Raw genomic sequence first — 16708 nt, forward strand, 5'->3', positions numbered from 1 at the left:
CTCAGCGCCCACCGGCTCAGTGAGTCGCCGGGTCCGTTTGGGCACCGCGCACGAGCCGCCCGGGACGGGCGCCGGTGAACTCACCGTCGGCCGACACCTCGGTCCCGGCCACGAAGGTGTGGCGGTAACCGATCGATCTCTGGATGAGGCGCTTGCCGCCGCTCGGCAGGTCGTACACCAACTCGGGCCGACCCACGCCCAGTGCGTCGAAGTCGACAACGTTGATGTCGGCTCGATAGCCGGGTGCAAGCAAACCGCGATCGGCCAGCCCGTAGGCGAGCGCGTTGGCGCGGGTCTGCTTGTGCACGAGAAACTCCAAGGGCAGGCCTTCGCCCCGGGTGCGATCGCGAGCCCAGTGAGTCAGCAGGTACGTGGGGTATGACGCGTCGCAGATCGTGCCCACATGGGCGCCGGCGTCACCGATCCCGCAGATCGTGTAGGGGTCCGCCAGCATCTCGCGGATCACCTCGAGGCTGCCGCCCGTGTAGTTCTCGAAGGGATACAGGAGCAAGGCGTCGCCGTCACCGTCCGAGAGCAGGTCCAGTGCCAGCTGCCACGGGCTGACGCCGAGATCGGCCGCCCGGGCCGCCACCGAGGCACCCGGTTCAGGCTCGTAGTCGGGAACGTCGCCCAGCTCGAAGGCACGGGTGAGGGCGTAGTCCATCCACTTGCTGAAGCCGTCAGCCGGACGGTCCTCCACCAGTGACCGCCGCAGCGTCTCGTCGTTGCGCATGCGGGCTGCTCGCTGCGCTGTCGGCAGGTGAGCGATCTCGCGGTAGGCCGGGTGATTGCCGAAGGGATTGACCGACACGTCGAGCCCCAGCAGCACGCTGATCGGGCGGCAGCCCACTTGCCCGTTCGCTGCAACACCGTCTGCGTTCGCGGCGTGGATCTCAGACAGGGTCTCCCGCCAGAGCTCCGGTGCGTTGTCGACCTGCAGCAGCAGCACCGACAGCGGTCGGCCTGACAACTCGGCTGCGGCCCGCAGTGTTGCGAACTCACCGGGCCCGAAGTCGGAGTTCACCTGCAGCACCCCGGCTCCGGCCCGCTTCATCGCGGTGGCGACTGCGGCGAGCTCTGGATCGCCTGCCGACAGCGACGGCGTGAGACGGCCGTCCGCGGCCTTGTGCTTGGTGGTTCGACTGGTGGTGAACCCGAGTGCTCCCGCCTCGAATGCTTCGATGACCAACTCGGTGATCTGCTCGAGCTCTTCGGTCGACGGCGTCTCGGCATGATCGGCACCGCGCTCGCCCATCACGAAGAACCGCAGCGCGCCATGGGGCAGCTGGCTGCCGACATCCATGACCCTCGGTGTCGCATCGAGCGCGTCGAGGTACTCGGGGTAGCTGGTCCAGCAGAAATCGATGCCGTCGGCGAGGACAGTGCCCGGAATGTCCTCAACGCCTTCCATCAGGTTGATGAGGTAGTCCTCGGTGCCCGGTTTCACCGGGGCGAAGCCGACGCCGCAGTTGCCGAAGATCGCGGTGGTCACCCCGTGCCACGACGACGGCGTCATCTCGGGATCCCAGGTGGCCTGCCCGTCGTAGTGGGTGTGAATGTCCACCCAGCCGGGCACCACGAGGTGGCCCTCGGCGTCGATCTCACGGCGACCCCGGCCGGTCACCTCGCCGACGTCGGCGACGATCCCGTTGTCCATGGCGACATCGGCGGTACGAGGCGGGCCGCCGCTCCCGTCAACGACAGTCCCGTTGCGGATCACGACGTCAGCCATGGCAGTGAGCGTACTGAGTGGTGCGACGGTGCTACCGGGCCCGGCTGCCTCGCCCGCTGCGCAAGAAACCAGCGCCCCACGAGAGGTGCATGACGGCGAAGGCACAAGCTGCGCGCAATCGATCACCGGCCGAAGGAAGACGCTGACGCAGCCGGGCCGCGGCGAGCGTGCACGCACCGAGGTACGCGGCCGGCAAGATGCCGCCGCGCAGGCGACCACGCGCCAGCTCGAACACCGACACCGCCAGGCCCACAACCAGTGCGGGCGCCGCGAGCTGCCGCGGCCGCATCGAGCGCGGGTGGCGGCTGATCACCACACGCTTCCAAGCGCCATACTCGAAGTACTGGCGCGCCAAGCCTGCCCAGTTCGACCGCGGCTGGTACTCCACCACCAAGCTCGGGTCCAGCCACACCACGTGGCCCTGCTCTCGCAAGCGCCAGTTCAGCTCGTAGTCCTGGTTGCGTTCCAGCGTCTCGTCGAACCCGCCGACAGAAGCGAGCGCGGCAGCATCGAATACGCCCAGGTACACCGTGTCGACGGGTCCTTCATCGCTTCCCCGCCGGAAAGCGGCCGGACCTCCCCCAAGAGGCGACGACAGCGCTGCGGCGATGACTCGGCTCAGGTCACCCTGGCCCACCGGCCGCTGCACACCGCCGACGTTCGCTGCGCCAGTGCGCTGCAGCGTCGCCACTGCTCGCTCCACGTAGTCGGCTGGGAGTCTCGCTTGGGCGTCGACTCGCACAATGATCTCGCCGTCTGCCGCACTGATCGCGAGATTGAGACCTGACGACGTGGTACCGGCCGGGTTCGAGACCACTCGGATGGGCCGCACCGGCCGAACATCCGAGCCCGTGGTGTGCGCCCGGCGCCGCGCCACGGCCTCAGTGTCATCCGTGCTGGGTGCCGTCGCCACGATCACCTCCATCGGCCCGGGATACGTCTGCGCGCTGACCGCATCGAGACAGCCGGGCACCTCTGCAGCGCACTGACGCGCTGGAATCACCACCGAGACCAGGGGCAGATCGCCGTTGCTGCTCACCTGGCGTTGCGCCGAGCCATGACCACGAAGCTCTTCGCCATGATCTCCCAGTCGAGCACCGGCGACCAGTTGACGACGTACTGCAGATCGTGGCCGAGCTTGTAGCCGGGATCGGTCTGGTAATGACCCTGCGTCTGCGCGAGCCCCGTGATGCCGGGCGGCACGTCGTGTCGCCGGCCGTACCCGGCGATCTCGCTCTCGAGCCGTGCGACGAATTGCGGACGTTCGGGCCGGGGCCCCACCAGTGACATCGTGCCGGTCAGCACGTTCCACAGCTGCGGCAACTCGTCGAGACGGGTGCGGCGCAGCCAACCCATTCCGCTCATCACACGAGGATCGTTCGAGGCTGCCAGCACCGGGCCGTCAGACTCGGCATCACGCGCCATCGTGCGGAACTTCAGCAGCACGAACGGCGCCCCGCCGCGACCTACTCGTTCCTGCCGGTACAGCACTCCCCGACCGCCCACAATCCTGACGTAGACGGCCACTGCGGCAGTGAGCGGCAGTGCGAACGGGGCGAGCAGCGCCAGGTACGCCAGATCCAGGAGCCGCTTGAAGCGCAGGCGGCACGCTGGCAGCGCGTGGGTTCGGAGCGCGACGAATGGCATGCCCCCGATCTGGCGGCTGCGCTGCAGTCCGAGCAATGTGTCCGCCGGCGTGATCCGCCGGAACACGGCGACATTGCGCAGTTCCAGTTCGCCGAGCGGCTCGGGATAGATGGACTCGAGTGGTTGGCCTGAGAGGAGCAGCAGCTCGGTGACGTCGAGCCGATCTGCCTCGGGGATGATCAGCGCAGGGTCCGTCAGGCTGCCCGCAACCACTGCGTCGGCCTCGGCATCAGCAAGGTGCTCGGCAGCGGACTCGATGTCAGCAGCCGAACCCACCAGCAGCATCCGGGGCCTGCCGAACCGCAGCAGGCGCACGCGACGTGCACCCCAGCGATTGAACGAGATCAGCACGGCGCCCGCCACTGCCAGCACGACCAGGTTCGCCCTGGGCATCAGGTAGCGGCCTGTCAGCAACGTGACCGTAGCGTCGCCGCCCACCGCCATGAAGGTCAGGAGCATGGCGCGCGGCAGCCATGGCCGATGCCCCAGACGTTGCTCGAATTCGTAGAGGCCGCCGAAGTAGTAGACGGTCATGTGCAGGAAGGTGGCGACCCCGAATCCGATTAGGTAGTGCATCCGCGGGTATGTCGGCCAGTCGAGGCCGAAACGCACCACGGTGATGGCCACCATCAAGGCGAACAACGTCACGGCGTCCACGACATACAGAGCCCGGAATCGGAATCGGCTCGACTGGTACGACTGCGGCGCACCTGACTTCGCGGCGTACGCACGTTCGACAGGCATTTCGGCGTGATCGCGAGCCCTGAGGCTCACCGGCGCCGCCCGGTCGCCTGCGCCATTGCCACGCGCCGATCCGGCCGGCGCGGGCCCAGTACCCCGAACGTCGCGCCGGTCTCCTTCGGCAGTTTCCGGAATGGGGCCGATGCGCATGAACCTCCCGATGGCGAACGCGGCACCAAGGCTACGCTGCGCTCTCTCGGCCGCTCGTTGCGGCAGGCTGCGGTCCGCTCGATCGTTCTTCCCCGACCGGGCCGACCCGGATCCAGGGGCCAGCAATGACGACACGGCAGAAACTCCTGAGACGCCTGTTCTCAGGTTGGACCGCGGTGATCATCATCTGTCTCGCTGTGCTGGCCCTGTGGGCTCCAGACCTCGACTTGCCGCTCGGCAACAGCGACGATGGCCGCATCTTCGGTCGGGCGGGGCTCCAGGCTCGCAATTTCTGGGAGCTGGGACCAATGGAATCCCGATTCGGCGCGATCATGGATCCGTACATCCGCGCCGAGTTCGATGTCCCACCTCGCTCGGAACCGCCGTTGGACGCCGTTACCTATGCGCACCATCCGCCGCTCAGGCTGTTCATCACCATCGCCTCCATCGGTGTCCTCGGCGACAATCTCCCGGCGCTGCGCATCACCGATTTTCTGATCGGCGCAGCCACAGTGGCGCTCATGGCAGCGCTGCTGCGCGTGGTCGGAGTGAGCTGGGGACCGGCGTTGCTGGCCGTGATGGTCATGGCAAGCACAGGCTTCTTCTATGTCTTCGCGCGGCACGGCATCAGCTTCTCGTTGCTCCTCGCCGTCACCGCCACGGTGGCGAGATTGCGCCAGATCGAAAAACCGCCGCGCTGGGCACTGGCGGGCGCCGCTGCGCTCGCTGCGCTCACCGCACTGCATTCGTGGATAGCCATCGCGTCGCTGGGATTGCTGGTGCCGTGGCTGTTCGTGGGCACGATCCAACGACGCCGAAAAGAGAGCGAACTGGGTTCTCAGCCCATACGGAGCCTTGGCCAGTTGGTACGTCTCGGCTGGTCACCGGCGCTGAGCGCGATCTTGGCCGGGGCAGTCGCCGGCGGACTGCTCACAGCAGCGTGGCTGCTCAACGCCACCGATGTATCCGAACTCAGTGAACGAGTCGCGTTCCGCACGGGAACCGACGTCTCGACGGCCATTGAGCAACGGAACTTCAGCCTCGGGGAGTTCCTGGCGCGTCAGTGGCGCTTCGCGAGCCACGAACTCATGACCTCTTGGTGGCTGAGGCTGCTGCTGCTCCCGGCGCTGGTGGCCGCATTCGTCGACCGTCGCACCCGTGGCCCTGCTCTGATCACGCTCGCTGTCGCCGCGTCGCTGACCTTTGTCTTCCAGCAGGGCGCGTGGATCCATCGTCTCTGGAATTTTCCCTGGCTGGCTCCCACGATCATCGGGTTGGCTGCGCTCATCGATGCCGCTCGGAGAACGCTCCGGGGACCTGCTGCCAAGTTGCGTTGGCCACTCGGCCTCGCGGCGGCCGTGTTCCCGATCGCAACATTGGTACTCGTCGTGGCCGGGCCGACGAGGGACTTCTACCTGACGGACCCAGCCGACGCCGGTGCTGTAGTCGAGGAAGCTCTTGCGACCGCTCCCGACATCACCGATGCCGACTTGGTGTGGATCACGTCGGGCCTATCGACAGCCCGCTGGGCGTCGTACTATCTTGATCTCCCCGTGTGGTCGCTGGACGAGAGCAAACTTGACGAAGTCGTCGCATCCGATCTCATACTTCTCCGCAACGACCGCATTCCTGATTTCGTGCCCGACAGCGCCATTGCGCGAGCGCTGGCCGTCGGCGAGTCCTACACGCTGATCACTGCTGCTGAGTTGGCGAAGTGAACCAGCCTGTGCCGCCCGCCGACGTACGAGGCAACGATTGGCGTTCGCTCCCTGTGCCCCCAGCGGATGCCTTCGTTCCTGAACGCCCAGTCAGCGTGGTGATCACGTATTTCGAGGCGCTTGACGCCCTTGCACTCACGCTTGCGGCGCTCGAGACGCAGACATACCCCCGGGATCTGTTCGAGATTGTCATCGTCGACGACGGCTCACGTGAGCCGTTGAAGGCGCCGTCGCCAACCCCGCTCGAAATCCGCGTCGTGCATCAGGAAGACCTGGGCTTCGGCCTTGCACGCGCACGCAACACCGGTGTCCGGGCCGCCTCGCACGACATCATCGTGTTCTTGGACTGCGACATGATGCCCGAAGCCGGTTGGCTGGCTGAACATGCGCGTTGGCACCATGCCGCCAGCGACGTCCTGACTCTCGGTTTTCGAGCGCACGTCGACGTTGCCGGAATCGACGCAGGCGGCGTCAGGAACCGGAAAGGATCTCTGTCGGAGCTGTTCAAGGGTCGCGCCGTCGACCGGCCGGAATGGATCGAGTTCCACATGGCGCGCACCGATGATCTCACGTCTGACGCTGATGACCTCTTCCGTGTCGTCACGGGGGGCAATCTGGGCGTGTCCCGCTCGTTCTTCGAACTGGTGGGCGGTTACGACGAGACATTCACCCAGTGGGGGTGCGAGGACACCGAGTTCGGCTACCGCGCTTTCACACGCGGTGGTGTGCTCGTCCCAGCACGTGACGCGATGTGCTGGCATCAAGGTCCGGGCGCAGCGCCGAGCAGCGGCGAGAAGGCCAGCTTGGAATTGCAACGCGCCAAGATTTCGCAGCTGATCGCGCACCACGGCTTCCGGCAGGCAAAGCCCGGTCGGAGCTTTTCGGTGCCGCAGTATCTGGTGACCGTGGTGCCCGGTGACGCCGACCCCGAGACATTGCTCGAGACGGTCGAGCGCATACTGGGCAGCACGCTGCACGACCTCATCGTCTGGGTTGACGAATCCCCTCAGCGGTGCCGGGGTGACAGCGCGGGATATGAGCGATTCCGTCGGCTCGTCGCCGGCGACGCGCGTGTGCGTTTGGGGCCCGAAGGCGGCGCTGCGGAGGCGTTCGCCGCTGCCGCCTTTCACATCGCCGTGCCTGCGGGTGCCGACTTGGCCCCGGACGATCTGATGCGAATGGCTCGGTCGCTCAAGTCGGCCTCCCGAACCCAATTGGATCTCTCGGACGGCACGTCGATCTCGTTGACCCGAGCGCGTCTCGTGCATCGAGCCGCGCGCACGGGCATGCCCTGCGATCAAGGCAGCGACGCCACCGCCGAGCAGCTGAGAGTCGAGCAGGCACCCCTGATCGGCAGAGCGCAGCCCAGCCCAGCGGCCCGTGTGACGCCACACCGACAGCGCGCAGCCGCATCCAGTGCACGGGCTGATCGTCGTCAGGCCGCCGCAGCAAGAAGAATCGCTCGGCCTTCCGCCGCAGCGCGACTCGACAGGGTTCGCGAGATGTCCCGAAGCCTGTCTCGGCAGGCGCTGCAGGTTCGGAGCTCGGGGGACGCGATGCGGCTTGCCCAGGCCGTCGGGACCTGGGTCGGCGCGGCGCTCGCATGGCGTGTGCGCTGGATCGCTTGGAAGCACCGTCAAGCCGCGAGATGGATCATGTGGAGAACCCTGCGCGCGCAGAGTTGGGTTCGGCGTGCTTCCCGACGCACTATGTGGAAGACCCTGCGTGCACACAGTTGGGCTCGACGCGCTTCGAGACGCACTATGTGGAAAACCCTGCGTGCACAGAGCTGGGCCAGGCGCGCATCCCGGCGCACCATGTGGAGAACGCGCCGAGCACTCGGCCCGTCGACACTTGGGATCCGACCCGCCGCGTACCGGCTGGGACCGCACCTCGTGGCGCGCGGACCGACGGCGAGCCAGCTCTTCGAAGCGTCAAGCCGGGTAGATGACGAACTCGGACCTGCAGCGCGAGTCCTGCTCATTGACGGCGAGCACGATCGGCCTCCCCAAGCCGATGACGTCGAGTTGCGAATCATCAAGATGGCTGACTTGGAGCCCGCCTCGCAGGTACCAGCCTTCGACGCGGAGCAGGTCAATCCGGTGAATTGGACGATGGACTGCCGAAAGACGTCGGCGGCGCTTGGTCCCGCGCGGCTCTTGCCGAATGAATTGGACATCCGCAAGACCGCGAACCCCGACAAGATTCTGGCCTGCCGACGGTTCCACCACGTCGTCGACACTGCGGCATTCCATGAGAGCACTCGTCGCCGCGCAGCATCCTTGGCCACTCTCGCAGCATGCGGCGTGGTGGTTCACATGATCGATGAGGATCCGAGTCTCCGAGAAATGCTGGGACCCGATCTCTATGCGTTGATGAGAGATCCTGCAGTCCCAGAATTCAGCGAGCAGCAACGAGAGTCCCACAGCATCGCTATGCGACGCGAGGCATTGCGGAAGCACTCGCTGCGGGCGCGTGCCCGCCAAGTGCTGGCGGTGGCAGAGCTTGAGGCGCCCCCGCTGCCGATGGTCTCGGTCTTGCTGGCAACCTGCCGACCATCGCTGGTCGACACAGCAATCACGAGCGTGGCGATCCAGACATACCCACATGTCGAGCTGGTATTGGCCCTGCACGGCGAAGGTTTCGACCACGACGAGATCGACGTGCTTCGCCAGCGCCTCCCCTTCTCGAGCAAGACAGTGCCCGTACCGCGTTCCGCTCCGCTCGGCACCGTGCTCAACGAGGCGGTTGCGGCGTCATCGGGGGATCTGATCACGAAGTTCGACGACGATGACTTGTACGGTCCAGAGCACTTGTGGGATCTCGTGCTCGCCCACGAATTCTCAGGGGCATGCCTCGTCGGCAAGGCCGCCGAGTACGTCTATCTCGAACGCAGCAACCGCACGATCCAGCGCTTCCGGGGCGGCGCTGAGCGCCTGAGCTCCGAACTCAGCCTGGCCGGCGGCGCAATGATGATCTCCCGCAGCGACCTCGACTCTGTCCTCGGCTGGCAGGACATTCCATCAGGGGTCGACAAGGCGTTGATCGACGACGTTGCCGCGAGCGGGCGTCGCCTCTACCGAACCCACGGCAAGGGATATGTGCTGGTGCGACATGGGGACTCGCATACCTGGGGTGTCGACGACGCTTACTTCGAAGAGCAAGCACAGGAAATCCGCGACGGGCGTGATCTCGCGTTCGCCGGGCTCTGACACCATCAGCAGCCTGAATGCTGTCGCGCAGCGCCCTGAATGCTGTCGCGCGCTTCAGGACGTACCGCTCGAGTGCCTGCGTAGGAACCGCCAATGGTCCCCAAGCATCTGCTTGAGTTCCCGCTGGGCGCTCCATCCGAGCTCCGTTGCCGCCCGGCGGCAGTCAGCCCACGATTCAGCCAGATCGCCTGGCCGCCTCCCAATGACATCGAAGGGAATCTCCCGCTGCGTCACCTCCGAGGCCGCTCGCACGACCTCGTGCACTGACGTGCCGACGCCGGTGCCTAGGTTGAAAGCGCGGCTGGTGCAGGAGCCCAAGTCGGCTTCAAGAGCGGCAACGTGTCCCTCGGCAAGGTCCATGACATGGATGTAGTCGCGGATAGTGGTGCCATCAGGAGTGTCGTAGTCATCTCCGAAGATCTGGAGCTTGGCGCGCGTGCCCAACGCAACCTCCATCACCACCGGCACCAGGTTTTGCGGTTCGCTGAGCGGGATCTCACCGATGTCCCCCGACGGGTGTGCGCCGACGGGGTTGAAGTATCTCAACAAGACCGACCGCATTCGCGAGTCGGCGGAGGCGTCAGCAAGAATGCGCTCGCACATCTGCTTAGTCGCTCCATAGGGGCTCTCAGGTGCCAGCGGAGACGTCTCGGTCACCGGCAGTTCGGCGGCCCCCCCGTACACGACAGCGGATGAACTCAGCACGAATCGCGGAATGCCTCGCTCAAGTGCAGCTTCGGCCAGCGTCAGCGTCGATGCAAGATTGTTCCGGTAGTACCGCAGCGGCTCGAGAACCGACTCAGGGACGCTCTTGTGCGCTGCGAAGTGAATGATCGAATCGATGTCGCGAGAACGACAGATCTGCTCGATGGCGCCCCGGTCGGCCGCGTCGGCTTCGACAACGTCGAGCTGTGTTCCGGTCAAGGCGCGAAGCGCATCGACGACTCCGTGCTTGGCATTCGAGAAATCGTCGAGAATCACCACCTCCCGCCCGGCGGCGCAGAGTGCCACGACGGTATGACTTCCCACATACCCGGCCCCGCCGGTCACCAGTGTGGTCATGGGGGCAGTGTGCCACCCTCCCGCAACAGGCGACCGGTATGGTGAATGTTCGGTCGGATGGCCGCGGTGGCCCTGCTGCACATGTCAAGGAGCAGATCTTTGGAGCACGTCCGCGAACCGTTCGCCGAAGGCCATCCGGGCGCGGCCGGGACGTGCCGCCGTACCAGCGTCTTCGCCGGCATGACACGTCGACCCCTGCGCCGGGCGGCCTGGCTCGCAGCACTGATGCTGACTGCGTGCTCGCAGATCACGGTGCCGCCGGAAACGCACGAGGCCGAGCCCGCACCGACTGCCGGTCCGGCACCGACCATCACACCGCAGACCAGCGCTGCGCCATCCGCCGGCACAGTGCCGCCGGCCACCACGGCGCCAGTCACCTCGGTGGCCGTCACAGAGACAGCTGCCCCCATCACGACCACAGCGCCGCAATTCACAGCCCCGTTCACCGGCTTGCCGACACCCACCGAGATTCTCCGGCCCGCCGCAGTCGTCAAGATCGACAATCACCCCCGCGCTTTGCCGCAGTGGGGCATCAACCATGCCGATGTCGTCTACGAGGAACTCGTCGAAGCCCGTCTCACGCGATTCGCAGCGATCTTCCATTCCACCAATGCCGACATAGTCGGCCCTGTCCGATCGGCTCGCACCGGCGACTTTGCACTGCTGTCGAACCTCAACCGGCCCATCTTCGTGAACTCGGGAGCCAACGATTACACCGCGCGAGCCCTGCGCCGAGTCGACGCCATCGCCATCATCGACGGGGCCGCCATCGCCAAGGGCGTGTTCGAACGCTCGCCGGAGAAGAACGCCCCTCACAATCTCGTCACCGATACCGCTCGCATCTACGCAGCAGGTGCAGCCGAAGGCAGGACGCCGCCGAAGTACTTCCGGTTCCGCGCTGAGGGCGAACCGTTGTCGCGGGGCACGGCGGTCAGCGGCGTGGATATTGACTACGGGCAGATCAAGGCGTCATACCGCTGGGATGCAGCCGCTGACGGATGGGCTCGCACGCAGAACGGCAAAGACCACACCGACTTCGACGGCGTGCGCATCGCACCAGAGAACGTCATCGTGCAGTTCGTGCGGTATCGCCAGAGCCCAGCGAACGCTGCCACCCCGGAGCCGGTGCTGACTGGCAGCGGTGAGGCTTGGATCTTCAGCGACGGCATGCTGGTTCGAGGCACCTGGGAGCGCCTGTCGGAACTCGATGTCACGGTGTTCCGTTCCGACAACGCCCTCATCGTGCCGCTGACACCCGGGCGCACGTGGATCTCGCTCGCAAGAGCCGGAACGGCGGAAATCGCCCCCTGAGCCGGTCGGCCCAACCCGTCGATCAGTCGAACTCGTGGCGCGGCACGTCCGACCACAGTCGCTCGAGGTCGTAGTACTCGCGACTGGGCTCGTGGAAGACGTGCGCCACGAATTCACCGAAGTCGAGCAGCACCCATTGCGCCTCGTCGAGCCCCTCGGTGCGGATCGGTCCGGGCCCTCCGGCCGCCTTGACGTGCACTTCCATCAGCTCGGCGATGCGCCGCACGCGTCGCGCATTGGGAGCGCTCGCGATGATGAACCAATCGGTGATGGCGAGTACATCGCCCACATCGAGTGCCACGATGCGCTCGGCGGACATCTCCGCGGCGCCGACTGCCGCGGCCTGCACCAGCGGCGGCACACCGGCGCCTGAGTTGATCGGATCCCGCTGGAGGGCGTGAACCCCGGAAGAGGCCGGGGACGCCTGCGGAACCGATGCCACGTTCACGGAGAATAGAGCCTGTGCTCGACGATGTAGCTCATGACGGCCGGCGGTACGAGCTGAGCTGCCTGAGGGGGGATCTCCTGAGCGGAACGATGACTCAACAACTCGCGCACGAACGTGGCTGACGCCTCGACCGGTTCCATGAGCACAGTCTCGGAACGCCAGCCTTCGACATGGACGGACGGCGCGCCACGCGGTTGCAGTACAGCCAGGCTCACACGCTCAGCGAGCTCGGCGGCACGGTGCCAAGTCGAGACACCGCGCGCTGCGGCGGGGCCCATCACCAGCAGCATTTCGGTGCCAGGCTGCTCGAGCTCCGAGACCGTGTCAATGGTGTAGGTCGGTCCGCCTCGCCGGAGCTCCAGATCGCTCACGACCATGCCGTCGAAGTCGCGAAAGGCCAGCAGGGCCATGGCGAACCGGTGATGCGCAGGCGTGACGAGACGCTCGGCCGATTTCTGCCACGGATCGTTCGCCACAACGATGTGGAGCAGCTCGATGTCGAGCTGGGTTCGCGCGCAGATCGCGGCGGCAACATGACCGGCGTGGGGAGGGTCGAACGTGCCCCCGAAGATCGCTTGTCGCGGCGGCACCGCAGCAGTGTAGAGTCACGCCACACATCATTTCTGCAGCGCTCACCGGGGTACCACTGCATCGATCAGCAAGCCCCGGTAGCGGCTGTTTGCGCGCGTCACGCGCCATGTGCTATTTTTGACTGTCCGCCCAACGCAGTGCTGCGCAAGGTCCGGGTTCTCGGGCCTGGCATCGCATGCGGGCGTACAAGCAAGATCGGCCCCGCCACCACGGCGGTGCCACGCCTGAGTGAGGACTGCCGCAGTCCTGCGAGGGCTGAACATACCCGGTGCCCCCCGCCGGGTGGCATGCCAGGGCGGCATGCAACCGAAGACGAAGAACCGGCTGCCCCCTGCCGGTTGGAGCGAATGTCATGGATTCAGTTGGCCAGTACCTGAACGAGATCGGCGCGGTGGCGCTGCTCACCGCAGAAGACGAGCGGATGCTCTCCCAGCAGATCGAAGCAGGACGCGATGCCAGGACGCGTCTCGACAGCGACGAGGAACTGTCCGTGGCCGAGCGGCGCGAACTGCGCAAGGCCGTGCAGACTGCCGCCGCCGCGCGCGACCGCTTCATCCGGGCGAATCTCCGCCTGGTCGTGTCCATCGCGCGCCGTTATCCGCTGCCTCCGACGCTGGAACTGCTCGACCTGATCCAGGAAGGCAACCTCGGCCTGGAGCATGCCGTCGAGAAGTTCGACTGGCGGCGCGGCTTCAAGTTCTCCACCTACGCGACGTTCTGGATCCGGCAGTCGATCGGGCGCGCGCTCGATCAGAAGGGCAGCCTCATCCGCCTGCCTTCGGACCGTTCTGCCACGTTGCGGGCCGCGCTGCGGCACAACGGGGGCGACAGCGACTCGCTCGACGACGAGAACGCGTGGCTGCAGCGGATCAGCACGCCCACCTCGCTCGACAAGACGGTCGGTGACGACGGTGACAGCGCCCTCATCGACCTCATCGGTGACGATGCGCCCGGTCCGGAGCATTACGCCATCGAGTCGGCTCGCAAGACCATGGTGCATTCCATGCTCGGCCGCCTCGACGAGCGGGCGCAATATGCCGTCAAGCGACGCAACGGCCTCATTGACGGCGAGCAGCGCAGCTACCGCGAAATCGGCGAAGAGCTGGGTGTGACGGCCGAGGCGGCACGCCGCCTGGTCAAGCGCGCCGTCGATGAGCTGCAGAGCCTCGCCGCCGACGGCGAGTTTGTAGACATCGATGCCGACGCAGACGCTGTCTGACGACGCAGCCTCACCGTCCGGCGCGCCCAGCCCCGCCGGATCTCTGCAGCACGCTCCAGACTGGCATCCCGGCTCGTGGGCCGAACGGCCCGCCGGCCAGCAACCCGACTGGCCCGACGCTGACGCTCTGGCAGCATCGCTGGCCGAGTTGCGTCGGCGTCCGCCGCTGGTTTTTGCAGGCGAGGCCAGGCGGCTGACTGAGCTGCTCGGGCACGTCTGCGCCGGGAAGGCTTTTGTGCTGCAAGCCGGCGACTGCGCTGAGTCGTTCGAGCTTTCGACTGCAGATCAGATACGCGACCGCCTCAAGGTGATCCTGCAGATGGCCGTGGTGATGCAGTACTCCGCCGGGCTGCCCATCGTGAAGGTGGGCCGCATCGCCGGTCAGTTCGCCAAGCCGCGCAGCTCGGCCACCGAGACCCGCGACGGCCTGACGCTGCCCATCTTCCGCGGCCACATTGTCAACGACATCGCGTTCGAACCTGAGGCCCGCACGCCCGACCCGTCCCGCCTGCTGGAGGCATACAGCACTTCTGCGGCGACGCTCAACTTGTTGCGGGCGTTCACGCGGGGCGGCTACGCCGACCTGCGGCAGGTGCACGACTGGAATCAGGAGTTCGTGGCCTCCAGCCCAGCCGGCCAGCGCTATGAAGTGCTGGCGAGCGGCATCGATGCAGCTCTGCGGTTCATGAACGCCTGCGGGCTCGACACCGACGACAGCGCCATGCGTCAGGTGGAGCTGTACACCAGCCACGAGGCACTGCTGCTGGGCTACGAGGAAGCGCTTACCCGCACCGACAGCATCACCGGCGACTGGTACGACTGCTCGGCGCACATGCTGTGGGTCGGCGAACGCACCCGCGAGCTCGACGGCGCCCATGTCGAATTCCTTCGGGGTGTGCACAATCCGATCGGGGCGAAGCTGGGCCCCACCGCTACGCCCGACGAGGCACTGGCGTTGTGCGAGACGCTGAACCCGCACCGGATCCCGGGCCGGTTGACCCTGATCAGCCGCATGGGGGCCGGCAACGTCGTGGCGTGCTACGAACCCATCCTGCGAGCAGTCACCGACGCCGGCCACCCGGTGGTATGGCAGTGCGACCCCATGCACGGCAATACGTTCAGCACCCCCGACGGGGTCAAGACTCGCCATTTCGACGCCATCCTGGCCGAGATCCGCCAGTATTTTGCCGCTCACGCCACGGCCGGGACATGGCCCGGCGGCATCCATCTCGAAATCACCGGCGATGCGGTCACCGAGTGCATCGGCGGCAGCGACGAACTGGCTCAGCACCAGCTCGGCGACCGCTACGAGACCATGTGCGACCCTCGTCTGAACGGCCGCCAATCACTCGACTTGGCCTTCCTGGCCTCCGACCTGCTGGCCTCGGCCAGAAATGGAGCCGGCTAGGTCAACCGGCTAGGCCAGGTTGTCGACGAAACCCTCGAGCTGGCGCAGGTTGCGGCACTCGAACACGCCGTCGGTATAGGTCGAGTACTCGGTGATCACCGAGTCGCCCGTGTCCCAATACGACCGGGGCTCTGGGTTCAGCCAGAACACCGAACGAGCCCGCTTCTGGCACTCCTTGAGCACCCATGCGTTCGTCGAGTGGTAGTTGTTGCGAGCGTCGCCCAGGAACATCATCGTCGACTTGGCGTTCACATCCTTGCCGAAGTTCTCCCAGAACACGCCGAAGGCATGGCCGTAGTCGGAATGGCCGTCGACCCAGACGACATCGGCTTCGGTGTTCACCCGGTGCACTGCGTTGGTGATGTCCTCCTCGTTCTGGAACATGTGGGTGACCTCGTCGATGCCGTCGATGAAGACGAACGAGCGCACCTTGGAGAACTGATTCTGCAGCGCGTACACCAGGTGCAGCGTGAACCTGGCGAAGGCTGCCACCGAACCCGAGATGTCTGCGACCACGATGAGCTCAGGCTTGTTCGGCCGGGGATGGCGGAAGCGCGGCTCTGCGGGCACGCCGCCGTAGCTGAGCGAACGCCGCACTGTTGCTCGAAAATCGAGCGGGCCGCGCCGCTTGTGCTTGCGCTTGCGCGCCAGGCGCGCTGCCAGCTTGCGGGTCAGCGGCTGGATGGCCTTGCGGATGTTCGCCATCTCCTCACGGCTGGCGTGCATGAAGTCGACGTCTTCGGGCAGGGGCTTGCGCAGCGTCTTGGCCATTGCCTCGACGCCGCGGTCGGCCACGAGGCGACGCCGGATCTCCGCCTCGATTTCACGCTTCAACTGCTCGATGCGGTTCTCGAATTCTTCGCGTTCGAGCCGTTCCGCCAACGGTGTCATCTCGCCGTCGTAGCGCTGCGAAGACTCCTCGATCAGCCGATCCAGCATCCCGTCCAGATCTAGGTTGCGCAGCGTGCGGTACAGGTAGTAGGTGCCGCCGACGGGCCGCCCCGGCTCCATGCCCGCGAACTGCGTCACCGCAGCTCGGGCCATGGCCGCCATCATCGCTTCGTCGGCGTTGAGCAGCGCCCGGAAGAGCATCTCGGCGATCTCCTCCGGCGACATGTCCTGCCCGCCGCCGCGGCCGCCCATGCCCTGCATCTGCTGGGACGTCCACTCTTCGAGATTGTCTGGATCGAACTCCCCGTTGCCGTCCTCGTCGCCGACGTTGTACTCCGGCCCGCGCAACGAGAAATACACCTCAAAGACCGTCTCGAACGCCCGCCAATGTTGCTCGTTCTTGACGAGCGTGGCCGCAAGCGCGTACTTGAAGGCGTCGCGGTCTTCGATGGGAATGTGCTTGACGGCCTCCATGGCGTCGAGGTTCTCCGTCAACGAGACCGGCAGGCCGGCGTTGCGCAGCTCTCCGACGAAGCCGCTGAGCAGATCCAACATGGCCGGTCTCCGTCCCCGCCGAG

The 16708-nt window shown here is 66.1% G+C and carries 12 protein-coding genes; 5 read left to right on the forward strand and 7 right to left on the reverse strand.

The annotated features are described in order from the left end of the window. Window positions 1-16 precede the first annotated feature (16 nt). The 3 genes from ACOGI5_RS14995 to ACOGI5_RS15005 are packed head-to-tail and all read right to left on the reverse strand — an operon-like array spanning window position 17 to window position 4123. Entirely contained in the window at window positions 17-1732 is a 1716-nt protein-coding gene (locus tag ACOGI5_RS14995) for an N-acyl-D-amino-acid deacylase family protein (RefSeq protein ID WP_419865209.1), read from the reverse strand. A gap of 31 nt (window positions 1733-1763) precedes the next feature. Beyond that, the gene (locus tag ACOGI5_RS15000; RefSeq protein ID WP_419865210.1) at window positions 1764-2771 is read right to left on the reverse strand and encodes a glycosyltransferase family 2 protein; all 1008 of its coding nucleotides are present in this window, start codon (window positions 2769-2771) and stop codon (window positions 1764-1766) included. Further along, window positions 2768-4123, reverse strand: coding sequence for a sugar transferase (locus tag ACOGI5_RS15005; RefSeq protein WP_419865211.1), 1356 nt, complete (start codon window positions 4121-4123; stop codon window positions 2768-2770). Before ACOGI5_RS15005 ends, ACOGI5_RS15000 begins: the two co-directional genes overlap by 4 nt. A 272-nt stretch (window positions 4124-4395) precedes the next feature. Here ACOGI5_RS15005 and ACOGI5_RS15010 point away from each other — a divergent pair, with 272 nt between their 5' ends. After that, complete coding sequence (locus ACOGI5_RS15010) at window positions 4396-5988, forward strand: hypothetical protein (protein ID WP_419865212.1); 1593 nt, start codon at window positions 4396-4398, stop codon at window positions 5986-5988. Continuing rightward, entirely contained in the window at window positions 5985-9200 is a 3216-nt protein-coding gene (locus ACOGI5_RS15015; RefSeq protein ID WP_419865213.1) for a glycosyltransferase family 2 protein, read from the forward strand. The genes ACOGI5_RS15010 and ACOGI5_RS15015 overlap by 4 nt, the downstream gene beginning before the upstream one ends. A gap of 54 nt (window positions 9201-9254) precedes the next feature. Here ACOGI5_RS15015 and galE read toward each other — a convergent pair whose 3' ends face one another. Next, window positions 9255-10262 carry a UDP-glucose 4-epimerase GalE gene (galE, locus tag ACOGI5_RS15020; RefSeq protein ID WP_419865214.1) on the reverse strand — a complete coding sequence of 336 codons (1008 nt, stop codon included), beginning with the start codon at window positions 10260-10262 and terminating at the stop codon, window positions 9255-9257. A 180-nt stretch (window positions 10263-10442) separates the two neighbouring features. Here galE and ACOGI5_RS15025 point away from each other — a divergent pair, with 180 nt between their 5' ends. After that, window positions 10443-11573: a DUF3048 domain-containing protein gene (locus tag ACOGI5_RS15025; RefSeq protein WP_419865215.1), complete on the forward strand. Its 1131-nt coding sequence runs from the start codon at window positions 10443-10445 to the stop codon at window positions 11571-11573. Window positions 11574-11595: 22 nt separating this feature from the next. On the opposite strand, the gene rsfS is transcribed toward ACOGI5_RS15025, so the two are convergent. Together rsfS and ACOGI5_RS15035 are read right to left on the reverse strand one after the other, a co-directional pair. Continuing rightward, the gene (rsfS, locus tag ACOGI5_RS15030; protein WP_419865216.1) at window positions 11596-12015 is read right to left on the reverse strand and encodes a ribosome silencing factor; all 420 of its coding nucleotides are present in this window, start codon (window positions 12013-12015) and stop codon (window positions 11596-11598) included. A 2-nt stretch (window positions 12016-12017) separates the two neighbouring features. Further along, window positions 12018-12611, reverse strand: coding sequence for a nicotinate-nicotinamide nucleotide adenylyltransferase (locus ACOGI5_RS15035; protein WP_419865217.1), 594 nt, complete (start codon window positions 12609-12611; stop codon window positions 12018-12020). Window positions 12612-12964: 353 nt separating this feature from the next. Between ACOGI5_RS15035 and ACOGI5_RS15040 the strand changes: the two genes are divergently transcribed. Beyond that, window positions 12965-13831, forward strand: a complete 867-nt coding sequence (locus tag ACOGI5_RS15040; protein WP_419855998.1) for a sigma-70 family RNA polymerase sigma factor — start codon at window positions 12965-12967, stop codon at window positions 13829-13831. Continuing rightward, window positions 13809-15239 carry a class II 3-deoxy-7-phosphoheptulonate synthase gene (locus ACOGI5_RS15045; RefSeq protein ID WP_419865218.1) on the forward strand — a complete coding sequence of 477 codons (1431 nt, stop codon included), beginning with the start codon at window positions 13809-13811 and terminating at the stop codon, window positions 15237-15239. Before ACOGI5_RS15040 ends, ACOGI5_RS15045 begins: the two co-directional genes overlap by 23 nt. Before the next feature lie 9 nt (window positions 15240-15248). On the opposite strand, the gene ACOGI5_RS15050 is transcribed toward ACOGI5_RS15045, so the two are convergent. Further along, window positions 15249-16685 (reverse strand): vWA domain-containing protein, encoded by a 1437-nt coding sequence (locus ACOGI5_RS15050; protein WP_419865219.1) that lies wholly within the window; start codon window positions 16683-16685, stop codon window positions 15249-15251. Between the last annotated feature and the right edge of the window lie 23 nt (window positions 16686-16708).

This window comes from Candidatus Poriferisodalis sp. (assembly GCF_965208925.1).
Taxonomy (GTDB): Bacteria; Actinomycetota; Acidimicrobiia; order Acidimicrobiales; family Poriferisodalaceae; genus Poriferisodalis.